The sequence below is a fragment of the Bacillus sp. FSL W8-0116 genome, from assembly GCF_038003825.1.
In the GTDB taxonomy this organism is placed as follows: Bacteria; Bacillota; Bacilli; order Bacillales; family DSM-4216; genus Bacillus_O; species Bacillus_O smithii.
In genome coordinates this window covers 1323117-1341634 of the sequence record NZ_JBBOPY010000001.1, presented here as the reverse complement: position 1 = coordinate 1341634, position 18518 = coordinate 1323117, and the positions used below count along the sequence as shown (strand labels likewise).

Sequence of the window (18518 nt, the reverse complement as noted above, 5' to 3'; positions counted from 1 at the left end):
TTAACAATAACGTTCTTCAAACATTCGTTGAAGAGCTTCATGCGCTTCGGCAAATCCTCGTAACTTTCTTCCTGCCCATTTCTCGTTAAAATCTTGAATCGTCAAATACACGATTTTTTCAGCGGCTTCTAAACTACTCAAACTGTTCATCGGCTTTAGACGTTTCCGAATCTCTTTGATCGTTCGTTCAATGGCATTGGTCGTGTAAATCACACTTCGAATACTGCTTGGATAATCCATAAATGTAAGGAGGACATCCAACTCATTGGCCCAAGATTGAACTTCTCTTGGATATTTGCTGGACCATTTCGACTCAAACTGTTGAAACATTTGTAACGCCATCTCCTTATTCGGCGCACGATAAATCAGCTTGAGATCCTCGGCCACTTCGAATTGGTCTTTTTTCCGAACACGATTTAGGGTGTTGCGGACTTTGTGAACGACACAGCGCTGCACATCGGCTTTCGGATAAACAGCCTTAAAGGCTTCCTCTAGCCCCGGAAGGCCATCAAATACGCCCAGAAGCACTTCCTGTACGCCTCTTTGGTAGAGGTGTTGAAGAATTTCCTGCCATACATAGGCGCTTTCTTGTCCTCCCACAAAGAAATCAAGAATTTCGCGATATCCTTCTTCGTTCACCCCTAACACCACATAAACCACTTCTTTCTCCACGGTATCGCGACGAAGTTTTACATACAAGCCGTCTAAATATAAGACAGAATAACGTTTGTGCAGGGGACGTTTGTGCCATTTCTCAATGTCTTCTTTCACGATATCGGTCATACGACTGATCGTTGAAGGAGAATAGGCCTTGCCTAAAATTCGTTCAATAAACTTGCCAATTTCACGCGTACTCATACCACTTTGATACATCTTGATGATGGCTTCCTCGAGCCAGCCCGTATGGCGTTGGTAAGGAGCGAACAATTGGGTTTGAAATTCTCCGTTTCGGTCTCTAGGGACCAAAAGACCTTCAATCCGGCCATATTGCGTATCTAGATTTCGTTGATAGTAGCCGTTTCTCATATTCGATGTTCCGGCCTGCTCTATTTCGAGGAAATTCTTGATTTCTTCCCGCATGATCAGTTCTAATTTTTCCTTTACAAACTGACGAATGACACTTTCCAGTTGATTTGCCCAGTCGACATTCGGTATACTTCTTTTAGACATAGGTAGGGTTCTCCTTTCTCTGGAATGTTTTTCGTCCAATCAGAGAATACCCTACCTTTTTTCTTTTGTTCTAGCAAAATGCTTTACACAAACTTTTATACATCATCAAAAAAGTTGGTCGTAATGATAAGTGTCCCTGCGGAAGTGGAAAAAAGTATAAAAGATGTTGTGGAGCGTGAATTTTACGAAAAATAAAAAGTACAATGAAAACTTTGATAGCCATAATTGGGATCGGTGCCTGTCACTCCCTGAAATTGGTCGAATATTGATAGAGATAGAGAGTCGCTTTGGCTCTCTGTTTTTTGTCTCTTCGCTAATATGTTTGATTAGCATAGAATTCTGACAATACTATAGCTTAAGTAAGATATAAACCATCTCCTTCTTTATCTTTGAGATTCCGTGTCACGCGTCATCGCCCAAACTCCTTTATCAATCACAGGTATATGATCAAAAACTAACTTTTTCAAAAATACGGATACAGATCGATATATTTTTTGGTGATTATGGAAGTTAACCTTTTGAAGTGAGACATCAAATCCCTCTCATAGCAATTATCAGTAGAAAAATCTCTTAAACAAAGGACGCCCTCTCTTTGCCTATCAAAATGATATAATGAAAAGAAATGATGAATGAATCGGAGGCGCATGTTGAAGGGGCCTGACCCCAATGATGCTTTAAAGCGTTAAATTTTGACAATTTAAAGTTTGGCAAACGGAAAGGGCTGGCTGCATTCGAGCCTGAATGTTTGTGACCGTCAAGCATTCGTGCTATGATTTTGGGTAAACGACAGACAAGGAGGAATGGATGGCATGGTGACGAAAGTAGTGTTGAACGGTGTTGCTATTCAAGCAGAGGAGTTTGAAGAGGAAGTGATCCGTCAAAACGGCGTTCCTTTACATAAAATTCGTTTTGCTTTTAAGGTGAGAAGCGATGAATATCATGACATTGCGACGTTGCTGTATGAGAAAACGTTTGATGTTTCGGTTCCTGAAAAAGATTTGAATTTTAGGGGGACGATTCAAAATTATTCCACCTCAGTGACGAATTTGTATAAAGAAAATGAAGTTGCCGATTATCGATTAGAATTGGTGGAAACGAATTAAAAAGTGTTGCAGCTGCAAGATGGTGTTGGTAGGAACAGAGGGAGGCCGTATGTCGATTCAGGTAGAGCATTTGTACAAGCAATTTCGCGTCCATGTTCGGCAGCCGGGTTGGAAGGATGCGATACGCAGTTTGTTTAAACGGGAATATCGTACAGTGGAGGCGGTACAGGATATTTCCTTTACCATTCCTTCCGGAGAAATTGTCGGATTTTTAGGGCCGAATGGAGCGGGAAAAACAACGACGATTAAAATGCTGGCCGGGTTGCTTTATCCAACCGCCGGGCACGTTCAAGTGGCGGGATATGTTCCGTTTGAGCAGAAGCCGGAATTTAAGAAGATCATTAGTTTAGTGATGGGGCAGAAAAGCCAGCTCATATGGGATATTCCACCGATGGAGACATTTCTTGTCAATAAAGCGATCTATGAAATAGAAGACCGTGTGTTTCGACAAACGTTGCATGAACTTGTCGAGTTGTTGGAGTTGGAGCCGCTGTTAACGAAGCCGACCAGGAGTTTATCGCTCGGACAACGGATGAAATGCGAATTGGCCGCAGCGCTTTTGCATCGGCCGCAAGTTTTATTTCTCGACGAACCGACCATCGGTTTAGATGTCCATACGCAGGAAAAGGTTCGCCGTTTTATCGGCGAATATAATCGCGAGCACCGCACGACCGTATTGCTGACATCGCATTATATGGGCGATGTGACCGCGCTATGCAACCGGGTGCTGATTATCAATCATGGAAAGCTGTTGTATGATGGCGGACTGGATCGGTTGACGGAAAAATTGACGCCGTATAAATTGCTGGAAGTTCGTCTTGCGTCGATTCCGGATATTTCATGGGAGGCGTATGGCGAATTGGTCGAGGCCAAAGAGGGAAAAGTCACGCTTCGTGTAGCGAGAGAGCGCATTCCGGAGGTGTCCTCGCAATTTTTGCAGCGGTTTGACGTCCGCGATTTGAACATAGAAGACCCGCCGATGGAAGAAGTGATAACGCTCGCTTTTCAGGAGGGGTCTCATGTTTCGTAAATACGTCGTTCTTCTTCGGATGAAATATGTGGAGATGTTTGCTTATCGGCTGGCAACAATTGTCTGGATGACGGGAGCCATGGTTCAGCCGTTGATTACGATGATGGTATGGATGAATATCGATCCTCATCAGGAGAATGCGTTTATTTTTTACTTTGCGGCACTCATTTTCGTTGAGCGGATGACAAGCGCTTGGGATGTTTGGGAGATGGAGAGGGAAATTCGGGAGGGAACCTATTCTTATCAAATTGTCCGTCCCTTTCACCCCATTCATTGGGCGATTGCTGAGAATATTGTGTACAAAGCGTTATTTTTCGTGATTTTAGTTCCGGTATGGAGTATCCTGGCGATCTTTGTTCCGGCGCTGCGGCTGGGGCAAATAAACGGGACGCAATGGCTGCTCTTTTTTTGTGCGCTGTTATTGGGTGCGGTCATTCGATTTTTATTTAGTTATATGTTCGGTCTCTTAGGTTTTTGGATCACTAAAGTGACGGCCGTGTATGGCATGTTCGAAGCGGTGTCTCTCTTTTTATCGGGCCGCATTGCACCGCTGTCGCTGCTGCCGCCGTCTGTAAAAACGATCAGCTTGTATTTGCCGTTTCGATATATGGTCGGGTTTCCGATCGAAATATTGAATGGGGATATCCGAGGGCTGGATATCGTGTTCGGATTCGGATGGGCGGTTGCGTGGAGCCTGATTTTTATGCTCGCAGTAATGTTGCTTTGGAAGGCCGGACTCAGGAAAAACCAAGCGGTGGGGGGATAATGTGCGACGGTATTGGCGCGTTTTTCGCGAATTTTTTCGAACTTGTTTGGTAGAAGAACTTGAATATCGAAGCGAATTTATGGGAAATTTGCTGTCCAGTTTGTTTGGCATCGGGATGGCCATTTTGACGATCCAGGTGTTTTTTTACCAAACAGATCATCTCGGCGGTTGGGGATACGCGGATGTGTTGCTGCTTCTTGGTATCTTCAATGTGCTTCAAGGATTGATCGATTTTGCCTTGCGCCCGAACATGTCCCGTCTGCTGCAGCATATTCGCACAGGCACGTTTGATCATATATTGACAAAGCCGGTGGACAGCATGTTTTATGTCAGCTTCCGCCATTTAGTATTTTGGCGCTTGATCGATGTATTGCTCGGCATCGGTTTGATGATCTATGCGTTGATAGAGAAACATTATATGCCGTCCGTGTTGGATGCAGCGATGTTTATCGTAAGTATCGGGGCTGCTCTCGTCTTGATTTACGCGCTGTGGATGATGTTGATGACCACCTCTTTTTGGGTCATTCGCATCGATGATTTATCTTTTGTTTTTAATTCATTTTTTGAAACAACGAGATTTCCCATCAGCATGTATCGCAGCTGGCTCCGCATCGTGCTGACATACGTTTTGCCTGCCGCTTTTATTACCAGTACGCCGGCATTGTCTTTATTGGGAAAATGGAACGGGATGACCACCATTGCATCCATTATCCTTTCCGGACTGTTCTTATGGCTGTCTCGCCGGTTTTGGCGATACGCACTCCGGTCGTACACCAGTGCATAAAAGGGGCCTGACCCCTTTTGTGTTTTAAAGGGATAAAGTTTGCTTACGCCTATTGTCAAGAAGAAATAAATGATTTATGAAATCGCTAAGATTAGAAGCAGGATGGATGCGGTGTTCCAACAAAATAGAGTGCATGAAAAAAGAGGTAAAAGAAAAAGGCATGTTTTCCAATTGCGAAAACATGCCTTTTTTTGGAGAGAAATGTTATGAAAAATGGCTGGGATGGCGCGATTAGACCGTTTTTTAATTCAAAATGTTACGTTCTGCTTGCTCGGCGATGTTTCCACATCATGTATTGATAACGAATAAAGCAGCCGATGCAAAATCCCATTAGTGCAATACCTGCTGCCAAAACCACCATGATATTGAACACATAACCGGCAACATCCCAATGCAAATAATAGAATAAAAGCGATAAACCTAAGCATATCGTTGCAATCCATTGGTTAAAAATTTGCTGATCTTTATCTTCCTGAGGATATTGATTGAGAGGCTTCGATAAAAAACGTTTACTGAATACAATAATGGGATTTTGTTTTGTTGCGAGCGTATAGATCCCGATTAAAAATGGCAACAACAGCCACATATGAAAGAAAATCCCTAAAAGACCCGTCACGACAATAAACGTCTGATTGATTTGGACAAGCGGTTTCGGAATGCTCACCGCAATTCCCCCTTTCATTATAATTTATATTATACATAGTTTATTAGTCGGAATAAAGCCTCAGCCCTTACAGAAGGGGGAGGTCTGAATCCCCCGAAATGTATGAGACTGCAAAAAAGACCGTTAAGGGAAAAAAGAAAACCCGAAAGCAATCGAATAAAACAATGGCTGATTTTGTGTACGTTAAAAAATTTTTTCATTTTTTATGTAAGAGCATGAGCAATTTTTGTTGTCCGGCAAGGGTGAGAAACGGTAAAGACTCTGTTAAACGGATTAAAATGATCATATTAAAGCTAACTTATAATATGCATCAAGCTTTTGATTGCTTTGTAGCCAAAATTTATGCCAAAGCCTATTAAAACCAATCCCGCAATGACCGATAACCATTTTATGAAGTGTTGATTCGTAAATTTTCGCCCGAAATGGACGGATGCGGCAACGGTTATATCCCAAAGTGCAATTCCGATAAAAATAGCGCTGCTGTAAAGGAAAGACTGGCCTTGACTTACGGTATTAAGAGTAGTTGTCAGAACAGAACCATAAATGCCTATCCAAAAAATAATATTGAGCGGATTCGAAATAGCGATTAAAAATCCCGATAAAAATGACTTCGATATGCTTTCTTTTTGTATTTCGTCGGATATGTGGACTTCTTTAAAAGCCTCTCTTATGCTTTCGAATCCCAAGTATACCAGTATGATGAATCCGAAAATCCACATGATCAACTGAGCCATCGGTGTAGTCAAATAAGTCGATACACCAAAATAGATGAGAAACATTAATACGATATCTGCTGACATTCCGCCTAGACCAACCGCCCAAGAATGCCAAAATCCGTTTTTAATCCCCCTCTTAATCATTTCTATACTGATGGGACCAACGGGTATAGAAAGCGAAAGACCTAGAACGATGTAGCTGAAAATATTCACAATAAAAACACTCTCCCTGTCATTAAACGTCTTGCTGCACTTTTTTGGCAGTGTGTATAGATGGATTCCATTTCCATTTATTTTATCATAATTTTTTTATTATTCTTAAAAATTCTCCTTTCGCTTATCCTTCTAATTTCGTATCCGCTGTAAGATTGCAAGATGGTTGTCAAGTGCACGACGAGGAAGCATCTTTATTTCAAGGCCGAATACTCGGTAATTCTAAGGTCGAATATCTGATTTATGAAATTAAATGTTTTACACCTAAATACTAATCTAGGGAGCGCAACTCTTTCTATTGAAAATAAAGGGGAACATAAAAAGACCACCGAATTAGTAGCCTCATTCTTCAATGATTTAATCCAGAATTAGCATGTCTATGTTCTATCTCATTTTGAATGTTTGGCAATCAAAGTCTCCCAATCTTCAAATGACAATGTTTCGGTCAAATGTTTTAAATCATCTGGGACCTCTACGTAACACATTAATTCTAAGCTATTGCCATCGAGGTCATTGAAGTAAACCGAAGCATTCCCTTGATTGGGTCTTATAAAAGGCTTGTTAGTTGTTCGGCCGCCGTGAGGTACCGCTTCAATTTGCAGTGATTCGAGCCATTTTAAAGAATTCTTTAAATCCTCATAAGATACTCGGAAAGCAATATGCCTTAGTGATGGATGGTATGGAGTTCGGTATTCCTTTCCTTCCCACAGACCTAACCAGCTTTTTCCTTCTTCTATCCAGAAGAAAGCAATCTTTTCATAGCGCAAAGCTAATTTCAATCCTAATTTTTGATAAAATTCGATTGAAATGTCTAAGTTTTTTACAGGCAAATGCGCCTTATACAACCCTTTTATCATTTCTCCCACGCCTTTGTCATTGAATACACTCCCCATATCATTTTAACTAATAAGTATTCCGCCCCTCAAAAAATATTTACTTTATTGTATTATACAGGTAATCTGATTAATAAGATGATTGAGAAAATAAATATGAAGGGAGAACAATGAGAAATAAAAAATGGGTTTTCATTATTGGAATGTTGATTCTTATCGGAGGCGGCATTCTTACATACAAATTTTACTTTCAAAAAGCATTGACAGAAAAAGCAATCATGGACCACATAGAGGAAAAAGGATATACCGACAAGATTGAAAATAAAAAAATGGTTTACGACAGCAAACAAGGGGTTTATTACATGGTTGTTTACTACAAAGATGAAAAAGGAATCCGCTACGAATATTTTTGTAATGGCGGTTTGATTCCCGCTAATGTTTTCGTATTGGCATACGATCAAACCAATGCAGAAATAACGAAAAGCAAAGAGAAAGGAAAATATTTAGAGGAATGACTCATGTTGTATCAGGCAAATTCTTCACGCTCTTAAAAAGATGGTTGCTATTTAGTAATCCACTGCATTCATGCACAGCCTCCCTCGAACAAGTAGGAGTTCCAATTCAAATGCCGTGATTTTTACTGTTTTCAGAACGGATGGTTGGAGACCGCGCTCATTTCATTTTTTAACGGATTTCCGAAAGAAGTCTCCCATCCTCAAGGAATGTGCAGGGCGTAGCCCAATGAGTAGGTGGGAGATGAATTTCGGTTGGCTTTAGCCAAAGGTTTTGATATAATCAGTCTTATATATAAAAAAGGATTGATATATCAATGAAATTGGATAGTAATAATCATTCAGTGTTCCTATTACATTATCATCTTGTATTAGTTGTAAAGTATCGCAGAGAAGTGTTCACCGATAAAATATCTGATTTTGCAAAAGATATGTTCATTGAGATCGGAAAAAAATACAACATTACTTTGACAGAGTGGAATCATGATAAGGATCATATCCACATCCTATTCAAAGCACATCCTAATTCTGAATTATCGAAGTTCATCAATACTTATAAGAGTGCAAGTTCTCGACTGATAAAGAAAAACTTTCCTCATATCCGAAAAAGACTATGGAAAGAGATGTTTTGGTCAAGAAGCTTTTGTCTGCTTACAACAGGCGGTGCACCAATAGAAGTCATAAAAAAATACATTGAAAATCAAGGTCAGAAGTGAGGTGATTTGATATGGCCAAACAAAACAAAGCCTTCAAATTTCGTTTGTATCCGAATAAAGAACAGAAAATCCAATTAGCCAAAACATTTGGTTGTGTTCGCTTTGTCTACAATAAGATGCTGGAAGAACGTAAGGAAACGTATGAGAAATTCAAAAACGATAAAGAAACGCTTAAACAACAAGCATTCCCGACACCAGCGAAATACAAAGATGAATTTCCATTCCTAAAAGAAGTGGATTCTTTAGCTTTAGCAAACGCACAGATCAATTTGCAAAATGCTTATAAGAACTTTTTTGAAGGTCGTGCGGAGTTTCCTAAATTCAAAAGCAAGAAAAATAAACAATCTTACACAACCAATATGGTCAACGGCAATATTAAGCTAGAAAATGGTCATATCAAACTACCAAAAATCAAAAAGCCAATGAAAATGAACCGACATAGAGAAATACCTGCTGATTATAAAATCAAATCTTGTACTATTTCTAAAACAAAGACAGGTAAATATTATATTTCGATTTTGACAGAATACGAGAAAGATATTCAGTCAGTAAAGATTCAAAAAGTAGTTGGCTTAGATTTTGCTATGGACGGTCTATATGTCGAGAGTGAACAGGGTGAGAAAGCCAATTACCCACGGTACTATCGACAAGCATTAGACAAACTGGCAAAAGCACAACGAATTCTTTCTCGCAGAAAAAAAGGTTCTGCACGTTGGGAAAAACAACGTTTGAAAGTAGCAAAGTTACAAGAGAAAATTGCCAATCAACGCAAGAATTTTCTTCACCATAAATCAAAAGAATTAGCATCAACCTATGACGCAGTTATCATTGAGGACTTAGACATGAAAGGAATGTCTCAAGCCCTCAATTTTGGAAAAAGTGTTCATGATAATGGCTGGGGTATGTTCACTACTTTCTTAGAATACAAGCTAAAAGAACAAGGGAAACAACTTGTAAAAATCGATAAGTGGTTCCCTTCTACTAAGAAATGTTCTTGTTGTGGCAAGGAAAAAGAAATGCCATTATCTAAACGTGTATATGAATGTTCTTGCGGTTTTGTATTAGATCGTGATCACAATTCAGCAATCAATATCAAAAATGAAGGATTACGCATATTAGCATAAAGAATAATAACTTTCGGAACGAGAGGGTAAGCTCGGTCAATTTCTTATCGTTAGATAGGATTACCCGAGAAGCCCCCACTTCAAGCGACCCGCAAGGGTGGTAAGTGGAGGGTAGTTCACGAGAATCGCTGATAAATAAAGGGGGTGCCATCTTGGAGAATCCTCCATTTATAAAAACTCTTTTATGGTATTCTCAAAGTTGAATGTTTCAAGGATAGGATAATTCTTTTGAGATATGTTAATGCCGTATTCAGGAGTACTTTTTTGACCAGGCTTATCGTAATTCCTGTCTACAAACATTTCATTAGGCATTTCCCATGCTTTCGCAGGTATGAGAAAAATATCGGGCATTTTTCCTTCCTCAAAAATTAATAGAGTTAGATATAAATTTTTATTGGTGATGTCAAATTTGCTTTTGGGTACAAAAACATATCCTTTTCCTCTAAGAGATTTTACTTGAATCTCACAAAAGCGCCCCTTTTTATCTTTAACAATAAAATCTACACCATGGTCATCCACCTCGGTTGTGTAAACTTCTAATCCATATGATGCAAACTCCATTTTTGCAAAATACTCTGCATATCTCCCTAATTGTAAAGTACTAAGTTTGGTCCAATTGGTATTTGGCATATTTTTTCCTCCGTTGTAACTGTTTTTTCCTTTATGAGCAATTTCATCCCTCTGTTATTTTCCTAAGACCAAATCATAGCATAGAATAGTAGCGGATGAGTCCTGAAGAAATTCGATTATAAGTACTTGAATACACACAGCCTAATGCTCATTTTTTGAAACCATGTACGGAATTATCGAAGAATGGATTATACCGTTTGCATGATCGTTCTCTGTTCGCCAAAAGAGAAAATAGATTATTTTGCTAACCTAGATGAGATAATGTTTTTGGACGCATTAGTAGAAGGTTATGATGTTTTTGGTCATTTAGAACAGTATGTAGGGGATGAGTTCTTGGAATATCGGTTAAAGAGGCTAATAGAAAAAGGGGTTTTCGAGATGGAAGGCAGTCTAGAAGCCATGAGATGCTATAGTATTAAATTGAGATCGAAAAAATGAGATAGGGGTTCACACTGTTATTTTATTTATTATTCTTACAGGTTGAATGAAATTGGCTGAGTAGAATGAGGAAACCAACATTGATACGGAATAGAAGGGATCTAATAAAATGAAACAGGAGAAAAATACCTCCTGAATTTAAGTGGAATGGCCGTCTCCATATTGGATAGACAACCTTAATTTTTAAAGAACAATCATACAAGCTATTCTGGGAGTAGCAAAAGATAAACTTGGAATTTTGAAACGCGCACCAGAAATTCATTTCCCGCTGTCACTGGTGCTATCGCAACTTCAATGAATAGAAGAGGGGACCTCTATTGGAAGATTGTTAAAGAATAGACAAACCTTTTTAGTGGAAGACGATTATAATAGAAGTATATAAAATACTACTTTTATTTCATTCGTGGTCATTGTAAAGTGGACGGGATAAAACAAGAGAGCGGAATAAAAGACGGTGTCTGATTGGTTGGTGGTATGTTTTTCTCGCTTCGACACGTCTATGAACTTTCGCAGGAATCGAACAAGAGGAGTGAGAAGTGATGTCTTCTACTAAAAAATGGCTCATTCCAAAACAACATGGAGCGTGGGCGATGCTGACCATCCCCTTTTTTCTTGGAGCTTATGCGGGAGGGTTTACTTGGCTGCATATTCCGTTATTTATCGGTTGGCTGGCTCTGTATTTAGCCACCTACCCGTTATTAACAGCTATAAAATTAAAACGTAAGGAATACTTGCCGTGGTTTTATCGTTATAGTGTTGTTGCCGTCCTGATGTTTGTCATCCCCATCTATTATCAAGTAAAACTTCTTTATTTCGGTATTGCCATGGTTCCGTTCTTTATTATCAATATTTATTATGCGCGAAAGAAAAAAGAACGCGATTTTGTGAATGATGTTGCGGCCATTACAAATTTTTGCATCGGCGGTCTTGCCAGTTTTTATATGGGGAACGGCCAATTCACTATGACTGCGTTGGAATTGTTTATGTTTTGCTTTTTATTTTTTATCGGAAGCACTTTTTACGTAAAAACGATGATCCGTGAAAAAAATAATCCTGTCTATAAATGGCTTTCCTGGGGATATCATTTATTATTAATCATTGGATTAATCTATGCTCACTACCCGTTATTTGTACTTGCTTACATACCAAGTGTCATTCGAGCCTTTTATTTATATGGAAAGTCATTGCCTATAAAGAAAATAGGACTTTCAGAGTTTGCGAACGCCATTTACTTTTTTGCCGCTATGCTTCTACTGTTTCATGTTTAACGAAAAGCGGATTTCTTTGAATGCTGTTCTATTGCCAAGTAAATGAGAAGAGGGATGAAAGAGTCCCTCTTCAGGAAATAAAATCGCCAAAGAACCGGTGCGAACTTTTTGAAATTAGTTCTTTTTGAGACTTTCTCGCAATTGGTCAGCCGCTGATAATGCTTTTGGGTCTTGAAGAATATCCCCCGGTTGGTTTGTTTCCTTCGCCAAGAATATATCCTTTAAAAGCGATTCCCATAAAATCAAAGATATGCTGAAACTGCTGAACGAGCGGGAGTGCCTTCAAAGTTGGATGATCTCCCCCGACCGCAATGACATATGCTTCTTTTTCAGCCATTTTCGCTTTAAAGTCAGGATATTCAGGGTCTCTTAAGGTTTGTGACCAACGATCGATAAAATTTTTCATCGTTCCCGACATGCTGTACCAATAAACGGGGGTAGCAAAAATGAGAATGTCATGTGGTAAAACACGATCAAGAACCTTGTTGTAATCATCGTTTACTTTTGGAAATCCCTCATCTGCATGACGGCCATCTACAATCGGCCGAATGTCGTACTCATTTAAATAAATTCGTTCTGCTTCCAACCCTTCAATCGCCCGATTCGTCAGAATTTCGGTGTTGCCATTGGGGCGGGTTCTCCCGTAAATGACGGCGATGGACATGTTTTATACTCCTTTTTTTATCTTTAAAAAGCAATTCAATTATTTTGCCCTTATGATCAATGAATAGTGAAGCCTGACAGTCCTAGTATACTATGAGAAATGTATTCCTGTCGCATTTAGACCATTCGCCGAGTCAGTCAAGACTTTGTGGGAATTTTTTTGGTTCGCTGAAAATAGATGTAAGTCATAGGTTAGCGAACCATTTTTTTGAATTTCATCCGTAAGCGCTTTCGGACTCTCATCCCTTGCCATGACAGACGAATATGTATACCTTTTTTTACCATCCCTTGAATTCAGACAGGGCATGATAGATCGGAGTCCCGGACGATTGCTGTAAATATGGCACGTTATTCCGCGTTACCTCTGGAAGAAGACGGCGGATGCGTTGTTTCGCCTTGTTCACGATCGTCTGTTTGGTAGATGCCGTTTCCTCCGCCGGATGCGACGATTCTTCTCCTAAACGATGTCCGAAAAGACGAATCCCATCCATCCGGGCAATCATTGCCTTGAAAAACGCCCTGAGTCCCTTGTCTGTCCAACTGCGGCGGTATTTCACCCGATACGCCAGCTGGCTCATCACGCTTTCAGCCCTCCCCATCGGATACATGCCCGTTGTGTCCACTCCTTGCTCCTTCAGCCATTCCCGGTAATCACGGATGCATCCCGGCATCGATTCGATCCGGTGGATCAAGGCAGCCAGCTGTTGTTCTTTCGCTTCGTCCCCCAGCGTGCCGAGGGCGCTGTTCAGTTCCACAAGCAGCTTCTCTTCATCCTGCTTCGCCAGCTTTTGCCGAATCGCCTGCCACCGTGGATGGCCCGAGAGGCATTGGCGCAACTCACGCGCCACGTGGAATCGATCCAATTGGAAGCAGACCCGTCCTTTGAAATACTCCCGGCACGCGGTAATCCATGGAGCGCCGTCCCCGTTGATGACAAGAAGATCCCGACACGGATCATAGGCATATTCGTTCATCAAAAATTCCTCGAAGCCTTCCCACACCTCCCCCTTGCCTTCATGGACGTAATGGCGCTGATTCACGAATTCGATCCGTGAGCCGTTGCGCTTCCATCCTTCGTGAACGGTCAGGATTTTGTCTTCCTTGGCCCGTTTTCCCTTCCCTTGGAGAGAGACAAACAGTCCATCGGCCTCCACAAACAGCACCCGTCCATATCGCTGGTCAACCGGGCAGTGCAGCGGAACTTCAGCCTCGAGCACCAACTGGCGGATCGTCTCATGGCTCATCACCGGATACCCGACCATCTGGGCAAGCGTATGAGCCGCTTTGCGATAGGAAGAGCACTCCACAGCCAATCCCATCGCCGTTTCTTCTAGACAAGGGCTGATTGACTGCGATCCATCAAACGCTAAAAAGGAATCAAGCAAAAACGTGTAACGGTTTTGTTCTCGGTCTAAATAGTAGTTTCGCTCAAAGGTAACTTCGCCAAACAAGGTTTGAATCGTGGTGCGTCGTTTGTCTTTCAAGTGGTACCGGCGCTTGTCCCGGGTTTCCGCCAATTGTCGGTCGATGTCCTCCAACAGAGCCGTAAACAGCTCGGTGAAGGCGTTTTGCAAGGCTCGAAACAAATCAAGTTCGATCTCTTTCCATGTCAACGAATTTGTGGTAAGATGTTGTTGAATATTCATGGGACTCTCTCCTCCTGTTTGATGGTGTGAACAATGATCATCTTACCAGGGAGAGAGTCCTTTTTTCATGTTTCCTGCTTGGGATCCTACCGCGCTTTGCTTGGTGGCCCCGATGAGGGGGATTGCGAACCTACGTTCCCAACCCCTCATCGGTGAATTCTAAGAATTTCTCCCACAAACATTTTACTCACACCCATTCGCCCAATTTTAAATGAATTTCTTGACATTGCTATTTAGCCGTGGCGCGGCCTTTTTCCAGATTTTTTAGTCTATCGGAAATCAGAAAGCTTTGATATGGTATTGGCAAAACCAAATTCTTCTCTTCATAATGAAATGTTATATTATATAACGCGATAATGTTGCATTATTGACGATTATGTGAAATATGATATATTATATTATAAAAGCATATATGCGAAGCGTTTGAGGAAGTACTAAACGAAGTATTCAGGATATTTTAAATATTGAATAAGGTGGTGGGTTTTGGGGGGCAAACTAGTTCAACGTAATGCCGTTTCATTGATAAAAATACATTCTTTTTATTACAGAAAGCAGATTTTGCTGAAAAACTATTTACGCATAAAGAATAAGCTGTTGACACTTATTCATACTTTTTGGAGAGAGTAATGTTTTATAGGAATGATAGATTAAAAGCGATTAGCGAATAAAGAAAAACAGTCGAGCAGTACAAATCTTTTATCAAAAATATTCCGAAAAATAATATTTTTTTCAAATATTTTACTCCCGAAATCCTTGGGAATGATAGCCTTTACTTTATCTCTGATAAAAATAGAAGAGGGTGAAAGGATGCAGAAAAGTGTGGAGAATTTGAGACGGGAAATAGGGCTCTTCGCATTAACGTTGACGGGATTGGGCTCTATTATTGGTTCAGGTTGGTTGTTCGGTGCTTGGAAAGCGGCAAAAGTAGCTGGTCCTGCTTCGATCTTTTCATGGATTATCGGATGTCTGATCATCATTTGTATTGCCGTTTCTTATGCTGAGTTAGGAGGTATGTTTCCAGAGTCGGGAGGAATGGTGCGCTATCCTCAATATTCCCACGGCTCGTTTGTAGGGTTTATCGCTGGTTGGGCAAACTGGATTGCGATCGTATCTGTGATTCCGATCGAGGCAGAAGCTTCCGTACAATATATGAGCTCGTGGCCGTGGGCATGGGCGCAAAATATGTATGATGGCACCCATTTGACAACGTCAGGACTAGTCTTAGCGTTCTTTTTGGTCATCGGTTTTTTCTTGCTCAACTATTGGACGGTCGGATTGTTTGCGAAAGCCAACACCATTGTCACAGTGATCAAATTTGTCGTCCCGCTATTGACCGTTATCGGGATTTATGTCGTCGGATTTAAGACAACGAATTTTACGCATGTATCCGGTGGATTTATGCCGAACGGTTGGTCAGGCGTATTGACCGCGATTGCCACATCGGGTATCGTGTTTGCTTTTAATGGCTTTCAGACACCCATCAATCTTGCGGGAGAAGTGAAGAATCCGGGACGCAACGTTCCTCTTGCCGTCATTTTATCGCTGCTTACGGCGGGAGTGCTTTATTTCCTTCTTGAATTCGTGTTCATCGGCAGTGTTCCTTCCAGCATGTTGTCGCACGGATGGGCCGGACTAGAGATGAAGTCGCCGTTTGCTGATTTGGCGTTGGCTCTTGGAATCGGTTGGCTGGCGGTTGCGATGTTTGCTGATGCTGTGATCTCGCCTTCAGGTACAGGAACTGTCTACACTGCGACTACGGCAAGAATGATTTACGGGATGGAGAAGAACGGCTACTTTCCAAAGATTTTCGGAACCGTTCATCCATTATATAAGGTTCCGCGGCCTGCTATGTGGTTAAACTTAGCTGTGTCCTATTTGTTTATGTTTTTATTCCGTGGATGGGGAGAACTGGTGGAAGTCATATCGGTAGCGACTGTTGTCAGCTATATGGCAGGTCCGGTTACGGTCATGTCTTTGCGCAAGCTGGTTCCTGACTACCACCGTCCTTTGAAAACAAAAGGTTTAGCTGTCATTGCTCCGATTGCTTTTATCGTTTCTTCGCTGATTTTATATTGGTCCAGATGGCCATTAACCGGACAAGTTTTGTTCGTCATGCTCATAGGCCTTCCGATTTACTTTTATTATGAAGCGAAGCGAGGAAAGGAAACGTTTTTGAAAAATTTCAAGGCAGGGTTGTGGCTCGTTTGCTATCTTCTCTATATGATGCTCATTTCCTGTCTCGGCAGTAAACAATTTGGCGGATATAATATCATTCCGTACGGTTGGGATATGGTAGTCGTTGCGGTCAGTGCACTAGTGTTTTATGCGTGGGCGATTCGATCCGCTTACTTCACGGATCAATTGAAAGAAGCTAAAAGCCTCAATCAGCCAGTAGAATACGAAAACGAAAGCATAAAAAAAGTGGCTCAAAATTAAAAGTAGGAATGGCTTAGTTGGCTGAATAGAATCTAGGAATCGAAAAAATACCTTTATGGGATTGCACAAATGGCTTGAATCGACACAATAAAATAATGCAAGGAAAAAACACCTCCTGAATCGAATGGCCACTCCATTCGGTTGATAGGGGTGTTTTTTTGGGTGTCTATAAGGGCAAGAATGCATTGTTGGAATCCGAAGGTGAATTTTATGTCTGGTCAAAGTTCACGTTCCCTCCATACTTTCTAATGCCAATGAAATGTTTTTGCTGTCTCATCGCTGCTTTTTCAATAAAATAGACTAGCGATCGGGAAAAAATCGGTTCCCCTACATGGTATTTTCTTTTGAGTCAACTGTTACTGACCGAGGGCTGCCTGAAATCCAGCTTACAACCACTGTCGCCGCAGCATTTACGATCAACGCAATCATTCCGACGTTTAAATCTTGCATTGTCTGGGGCAAGGACGGGAACAAAGTACCAATGCCGCTGCCTGATAATGTCATATAAGCCGCCGTTGCAACCCCGGCTATAATACCAACAAACGCTCCTTGTTTCGTTACAAAATTGTTTTTCATCAAGCTGAGTACAAATGATGGGAACAGCTGCGTCACCAGACTATATCCCATGAGAAGCAAAGCAACGATCGTATTTCCTCCACGGAACGTAAAGTATAACGAAATCAAGGCAATGACAGGAACAAGATATTTCGCCAGTTTTGCAACTTGTTGGTCAGTGGCGGAAGGAGAAAATACTTTATAGACATTTTTCGATAGCAGCGTGGAAGCCGTCATTAATATCATCGAACCTGGAACCATGGCCGTCAACAGCCCGACGGCGCCGATCAGCCCGACGACCCAAGGATCAAATGTCTGAATGGACAAACGCAACAGCGCCAAGTCGGTATCCGATCCTTCTAAGTGCGGTATTTTTAAAATCGCCGCAAAGCCGACGAAAAAGACGAATAGAAGCAATAACTGATAAATGGGCAAAATAATGGCATTTTTCCGGAAAACATTGGCGCTCTTAGCTGAATAAATCGAACTGAACGTATGAGGCCACATATAAAAACCAAGAACCGTCAACAGTACGGTCGAAATGAACCATGATACGCTCATCCCCTTATTCGGCAAGGAGAGAAAACCTGGATTGGTTTTTTCGATCGCTTCAAACATCGGCCGAATTCCGCCATAGTAATGAAACGGCAGATAAAGACCTAAAAAGGCGATGACAATAAGAATCATGATGTCTTTCACTAGCGCTGTCCAAGCCGAACCGTGGATTCCTGAAATAATTACATATACTGTAACGGCAACAACGCCGATCCAAATAGCCGCCGTTTCTGAAATCGTACCATATGAAGCTTCAGAAACGATGATGCCCAATCCTTTTAGCTGCAGTACCAAATACGGAATAAGTGCCAGCACCCCAACCAGAGAAACCAGCACTCCTAACGCTTGGCTGTTGTATTTGCTGGCGAAAAAATCAGATTGGGACATAAGCTGATGTTCTTTCGCATATTTCCATACTTTTGGGAGCATCCAATACGACAGAACATATGCCAAGCAGCCGTACGCGATAATGTAAAACGCTGGCCCGCCTTTGCTGTATGCCCAGCCGCTGCCTCCTAAAAAGGTAAATGTCGTATAAATTTCGCCCGCCATGAGAAGAAAGACAAAAATGGTGCCAAACCCGCGGCCGCCGACTGTCCACTGTTCCAAATTCATATCTTTCCCTTTGCGCGCTTGCACCCCTAAGAAAAGGGAAAACAGCAGAAAAGCAAAAATCAACACCAACGATGTCTTCAT

Annotated in this window: 18 protein-coding genes and 1 pseudogene; 11 read left to right on the top strand and 8 right to left on the bottom strand. The window is 41.4% G+C overall.

Translation table 11 applies throughout. The features are described 5' to 3' along the window. A complete protein-coding gene (locus N1I86_RS06345) occupies nucleotides 1-1170 on the bottom strand; it encodes an IS256 family transposase (RefSeq protein WP_341095507.1) in 1170 nt (389 codons plus the stop codon). Between the two features lie 101 nt (nucleotides 1171-1271). Between N1I86_RS06345 and N1I86_RS06340 the strand changes: the two genes are divergently transcribed. From N1I86_RS06340 to N1I86_RS06320, 5 genes are all read left to right on the top strand, one after another. Continuing rightward, the gene (locus tag N1I86_RS06340; protein WP_341097271.1) at nucleotides 1272-1349 is read left to right on the top strand and encodes an SEC-C metal-binding domain-containing protein; all 78 of its coding nucleotides are present in this window, start codon (nucleotides 1272-1274) and stop codon (nucleotides 1347-1349) included. Between the two features lie 630 nt (nucleotides 1350-1979). Continuing rightward, nucleotides 1980-2273, top strand: a complete 294-nt coding sequence (locus tag N1I86_RS06335) for a DUF3219 family protein (protein WP_327797126.1) — start codon at nucleotides 1980-1982, stop codon at nucleotides 2271-2273. A gap of 49 nt (nucleotides 2274-2322) precedes the next feature. Next, nucleotides 2323-3303 (top strand): ABC transporter ATP-binding protein, encoded by a 981-nt coding sequence (locus N1I86_RS06330; protein ID WP_341095503.1) that lies wholly within the window; start codon nucleotides 2323-2325, stop codon nucleotides 3301-3303. Further along, the gene (locus tag N1I86_RS06325; protein ID WP_341095502.1) at nucleotides 3293-4069 is read left to right on the top strand and encodes an ABC transporter permease; all 777 of its coding nucleotides are present in this window, start codon (nucleotides 3293-3295) and stop codon (nucleotides 4067-4069) included. The genes N1I86_RS06330 and N1I86_RS06325 overlap by 11 nt, the downstream gene beginning before the upstream one ends. A gap of 1 nt (nucleotide 4070) precedes the next feature. Beyond that, nucleotides 4071-4853: an ABC transporter permease gene (locus N1I86_RS06320; RefSeq protein ID WP_341095500.1), complete on the top strand. Its 783-nt coding sequence runs from the start codon at nucleotides 4071-4073 to the stop codon at nucleotides 4851-4853. Between the two features lie 256 nt (nucleotides 4854-5109). Here the strand turns inward: N1I86_RS06320 and N1I86_RS06315 are convergent, their stop codons facing one another. From N1I86_RS06315 to N1I86_RS06305, 3 genes are all read right to left on the bottom strand, one after another. Continuing rightward, the gene (locus tag N1I86_RS06315) at nucleotides 5110-5517 is read right to left on the bottom strand and encodes a DUF4395 domain-containing protein (protein WP_341095498.1); all 408 of its coding nucleotides are present in this window, start codon (nucleotides 5515-5517) and stop codon (nucleotides 5110-5112) included. Nucleotides 5518-5810: 293 nt separating this feature from the next. Continuing rightward, nucleotides 5811-6446 (bottom strand): LysE family translocator, encoded by a 636-nt coding sequence (locus tag N1I86_RS06310; protein WP_341095496.1) that lies wholly within the window; start codon nucleotides 6444-6446, stop codon nucleotides 5811-5813. A 389-nt stretch (nucleotides 6447-6835) separates the two neighbouring features. Then, on the bottom strand, nucleotides 6836-7303 hold the full coding sequence (locus N1I86_RS06305; protein ID WP_341095494.1) for a VOC family protein: 468 nt from the start codon (nucleotides 7301-7303) through the stop codon (nucleotides 6836-6838). 146 nt (nucleotides 7304-7449) lie between these two features. Between N1I86_RS06305 and N1I86_RS06300 the strand changes: the two genes are divergently transcribed. The 3 genes from N1I86_RS06300 to N1I86_RS06290 all read left to right on the top strand — a co-directional run bounded on the left by N1I86_RS06300 (nucleotide 7450) and on the right by N1I86_RS06290 (nucleotide 9631). Then, on the top strand, nucleotides 7450-7794 hold the full coding sequence (locus N1I86_RS06300) for a DUF3139 domain-containing protein (RefSeq protein ID WP_003354182.1): 345 nt from the start codon (nucleotides 7450-7452) through the stop codon (nucleotides 7792-7794). A gap of 314 nt (nucleotides 7795-8108) precedes the next feature. Next, complete coding sequence (gene tnpA, locus N1I86_RS06295) at nucleotides 8109-8507, top strand: IS200/IS605 family transposase (RefSeq protein ID WP_003352529.1); 399 nt, start codon at nucleotides 8109-8111, stop codon at nucleotides 8505-8507. 11 nt (nucleotides 8508-8518) lie between these two features. Further along, nucleotides 8519-9631, top strand: coding sequence for an RNA-guided endonuclease InsQ/TnpB family protein (locus tag N1I86_RS06290; protein ID WP_003353586.1), 1113 nt, complete (start codon nucleotides 8519-8521; stop codon nucleotides 9629-9631). Between the two features lie 168 nt (nucleotides 9632-9799). Here the strand turns inward: N1I86_RS06290 and N1I86_RS06285 are convergent, their stop codons facing one another. Next, nucleotides 9800-10261: a DUF4365 domain-containing protein gene (locus N1I86_RS06285; RefSeq protein ID WP_341095491.1), complete on the bottom strand. Its 462-nt coding sequence runs from the start codon at nucleotides 10259-10261 to the stop codon at nucleotides 9800-9802. A gap of 183 nt (nucleotides 10262-10444) precedes the next feature. Here N1I86_RS06285 and N1I86_RS16700 point away from each other — a divergent pair, with 183 nt between their 5' ends. Together N1I86_RS16700 and N1I86_RS06275 are read left to right on the top strand one after the other, a co-directional pair. Then, complete coding sequence (locus N1I86_RS16700) at nucleotides 10445-10699, top strand: DUF3658 domain-containing protein (RefSeq protein ID WP_445662258.1); 255 nt, start codon at nucleotides 10445-10447, stop codon at nucleotides 10697-10699. Between the two features lie 539 nt (nucleotides 10700-11238). Further along, the gene (locus N1I86_RS06275) at nucleotides 11239-11967 is read left to right on the top strand and encodes a YwiC-like family protein (RefSeq protein ID WP_341095489.1); all 729 of its coding nucleotides are present in this window, start codon (nucleotides 11239-11241) and stop codon (nucleotides 11965-11967) included. A gap of 114 nt (nucleotides 11968-12081) precedes the next feature. Here the strand turns inward: N1I86_RS06275 and N1I86_RS06270 are convergent. Beyond that, a pseudogene (locus N1I86_RS06270) lies at nucleotides 12082-12631 on the bottom strand (flavodoxin family protein). Nucleotides 12632-12908: 277 nt separating this feature from the next. Beyond that, the gene (locus N1I86_RS06265) at nucleotides 12909-14276 is read right to left on the bottom strand and encodes an ISLre2 family transposase (protein ID WP_003355652.1); all 1368 of its coding nucleotides are present in this window, start codon (nucleotides 14274-14276) and stop codon (nucleotides 12909-12911) included. A gap of 819 nt (nucleotides 14277-15095) precedes the next feature. On the opposite strand from N1I86_RS06265, the gene N1I86_RS06260 reads away from it, so the two are divergent. Beyond that, nucleotides 15096-16712 carry an APC family permease gene (locus tag N1I86_RS06260; RefSeq protein WP_270584639.1) on the top strand — a complete coding sequence of 539 codons (1617 nt, stop codon included), beginning with the start codon at nucleotides 15096-15098 and terminating at the stop codon, nucleotides 16710-16712. A 327-nt stretch (nucleotides 16713-17039) separates the two neighbouring features. On the opposite strand, the gene N1I86_RS06255 is transcribed toward N1I86_RS06260, so the two are convergent. Next, nucleotides 17040-18518 carry a sodium:solute symporter family protein gene (locus N1I86_RS06255; protein WP_003353578.1) on the bottom strand — a complete coding sequence of 493 codons (1479 nt, stop codon included), beginning with the start codon at nucleotides 18516-18518 and terminating at the stop codon, nucleotides 17040-17042.

Coding starts and splice junctions, on each gene's coding strand:
- N1I86_RS06330 (WP_341095503.1), top strand. CDS start 2,323: ATGTCGATTCAGGTAGAGCATTTGTACAAGCAATTTCGCGTCCATGTT.
- N1I86_RS06300 (WP_003354182.1), top strand. CDS start 7,450: ATGAGAAATAAAAAATGGGTTTTCATTATTGGAATGTTGATTCTTATC.
- N1I86_RS06325 (WP_341095502.1), top strand. CDS start 3,293: ATGTTTCGTAAATACGTCGTTCTTCTTCGGATGAAATATGTGGAGATG.
- N1I86_RS06265 (WP_003355652.1), bottom strand. CDS start 14,276: ATGAATATTCAACAACATCTTACCACAAATTCGTTGACATGGAAAGAG.
- N1I86_RS06275 (WP_341095489.1), top strand. CDS start 11,239: ATGTCTTCTACTAAAAAATGGCTCATTCCAAAACAACATGGAGCGTGG.
- tnpA (WP_003352529.1), top strand. CDS start 8,109: ATGAAATTGGATAGTAATAATCATTCAGTGTTCCTATTACATTATCAT.
- N1I86_RS06290 (WP_003353586.1), top strand. CDS start 8,519: ATGGCCAAACAAAACAAAGCCTTCAAATTTCGTTTGTATCCGAATAAA.
- N1I86_RS06305 (WP_341095494.1), bottom strand. CDS start 7,303: ATGATAAAAGGGTTGTATAAGGCGCATTTGCCTGTAAAAAACTTAGAC.
- N1I86_RS06255 (WP_003353578.1), bottom strand. CDS start 18,518: ATGAAGACATCGTTGGTGTTGATTTTTGCTTTTCTGCTGTTTTCCCTT.
- N1I86_RS06285 (WP_341095491.1), bottom strand. CDS start 10,261: ATGCCAAATACCAATTGGACCAAACTTAGTACTTTACAATTAGGGAGA.
- N1I86_RS06345 (WP_341095507.1), bottom strand. CDS start 1,170: ATGTCTAAAAGAAGTATACCGAATGTCGACTGGGCAAATCAACTGGAA.
- N1I86_RS06335 (WP_327797126.1), top strand. CDS start 1,980: ATGGTGACGAAAGTAGTGTTGAACGGTGTTGCTATTCAAGCAGAGGAG.
- N1I86_RS16700 (WP_445662258.1), top strand. CDS start 10,445: ATGGATTATACCGTTTGCATGATCGTTCTCTGTTCGCCAAAAGAGAAA.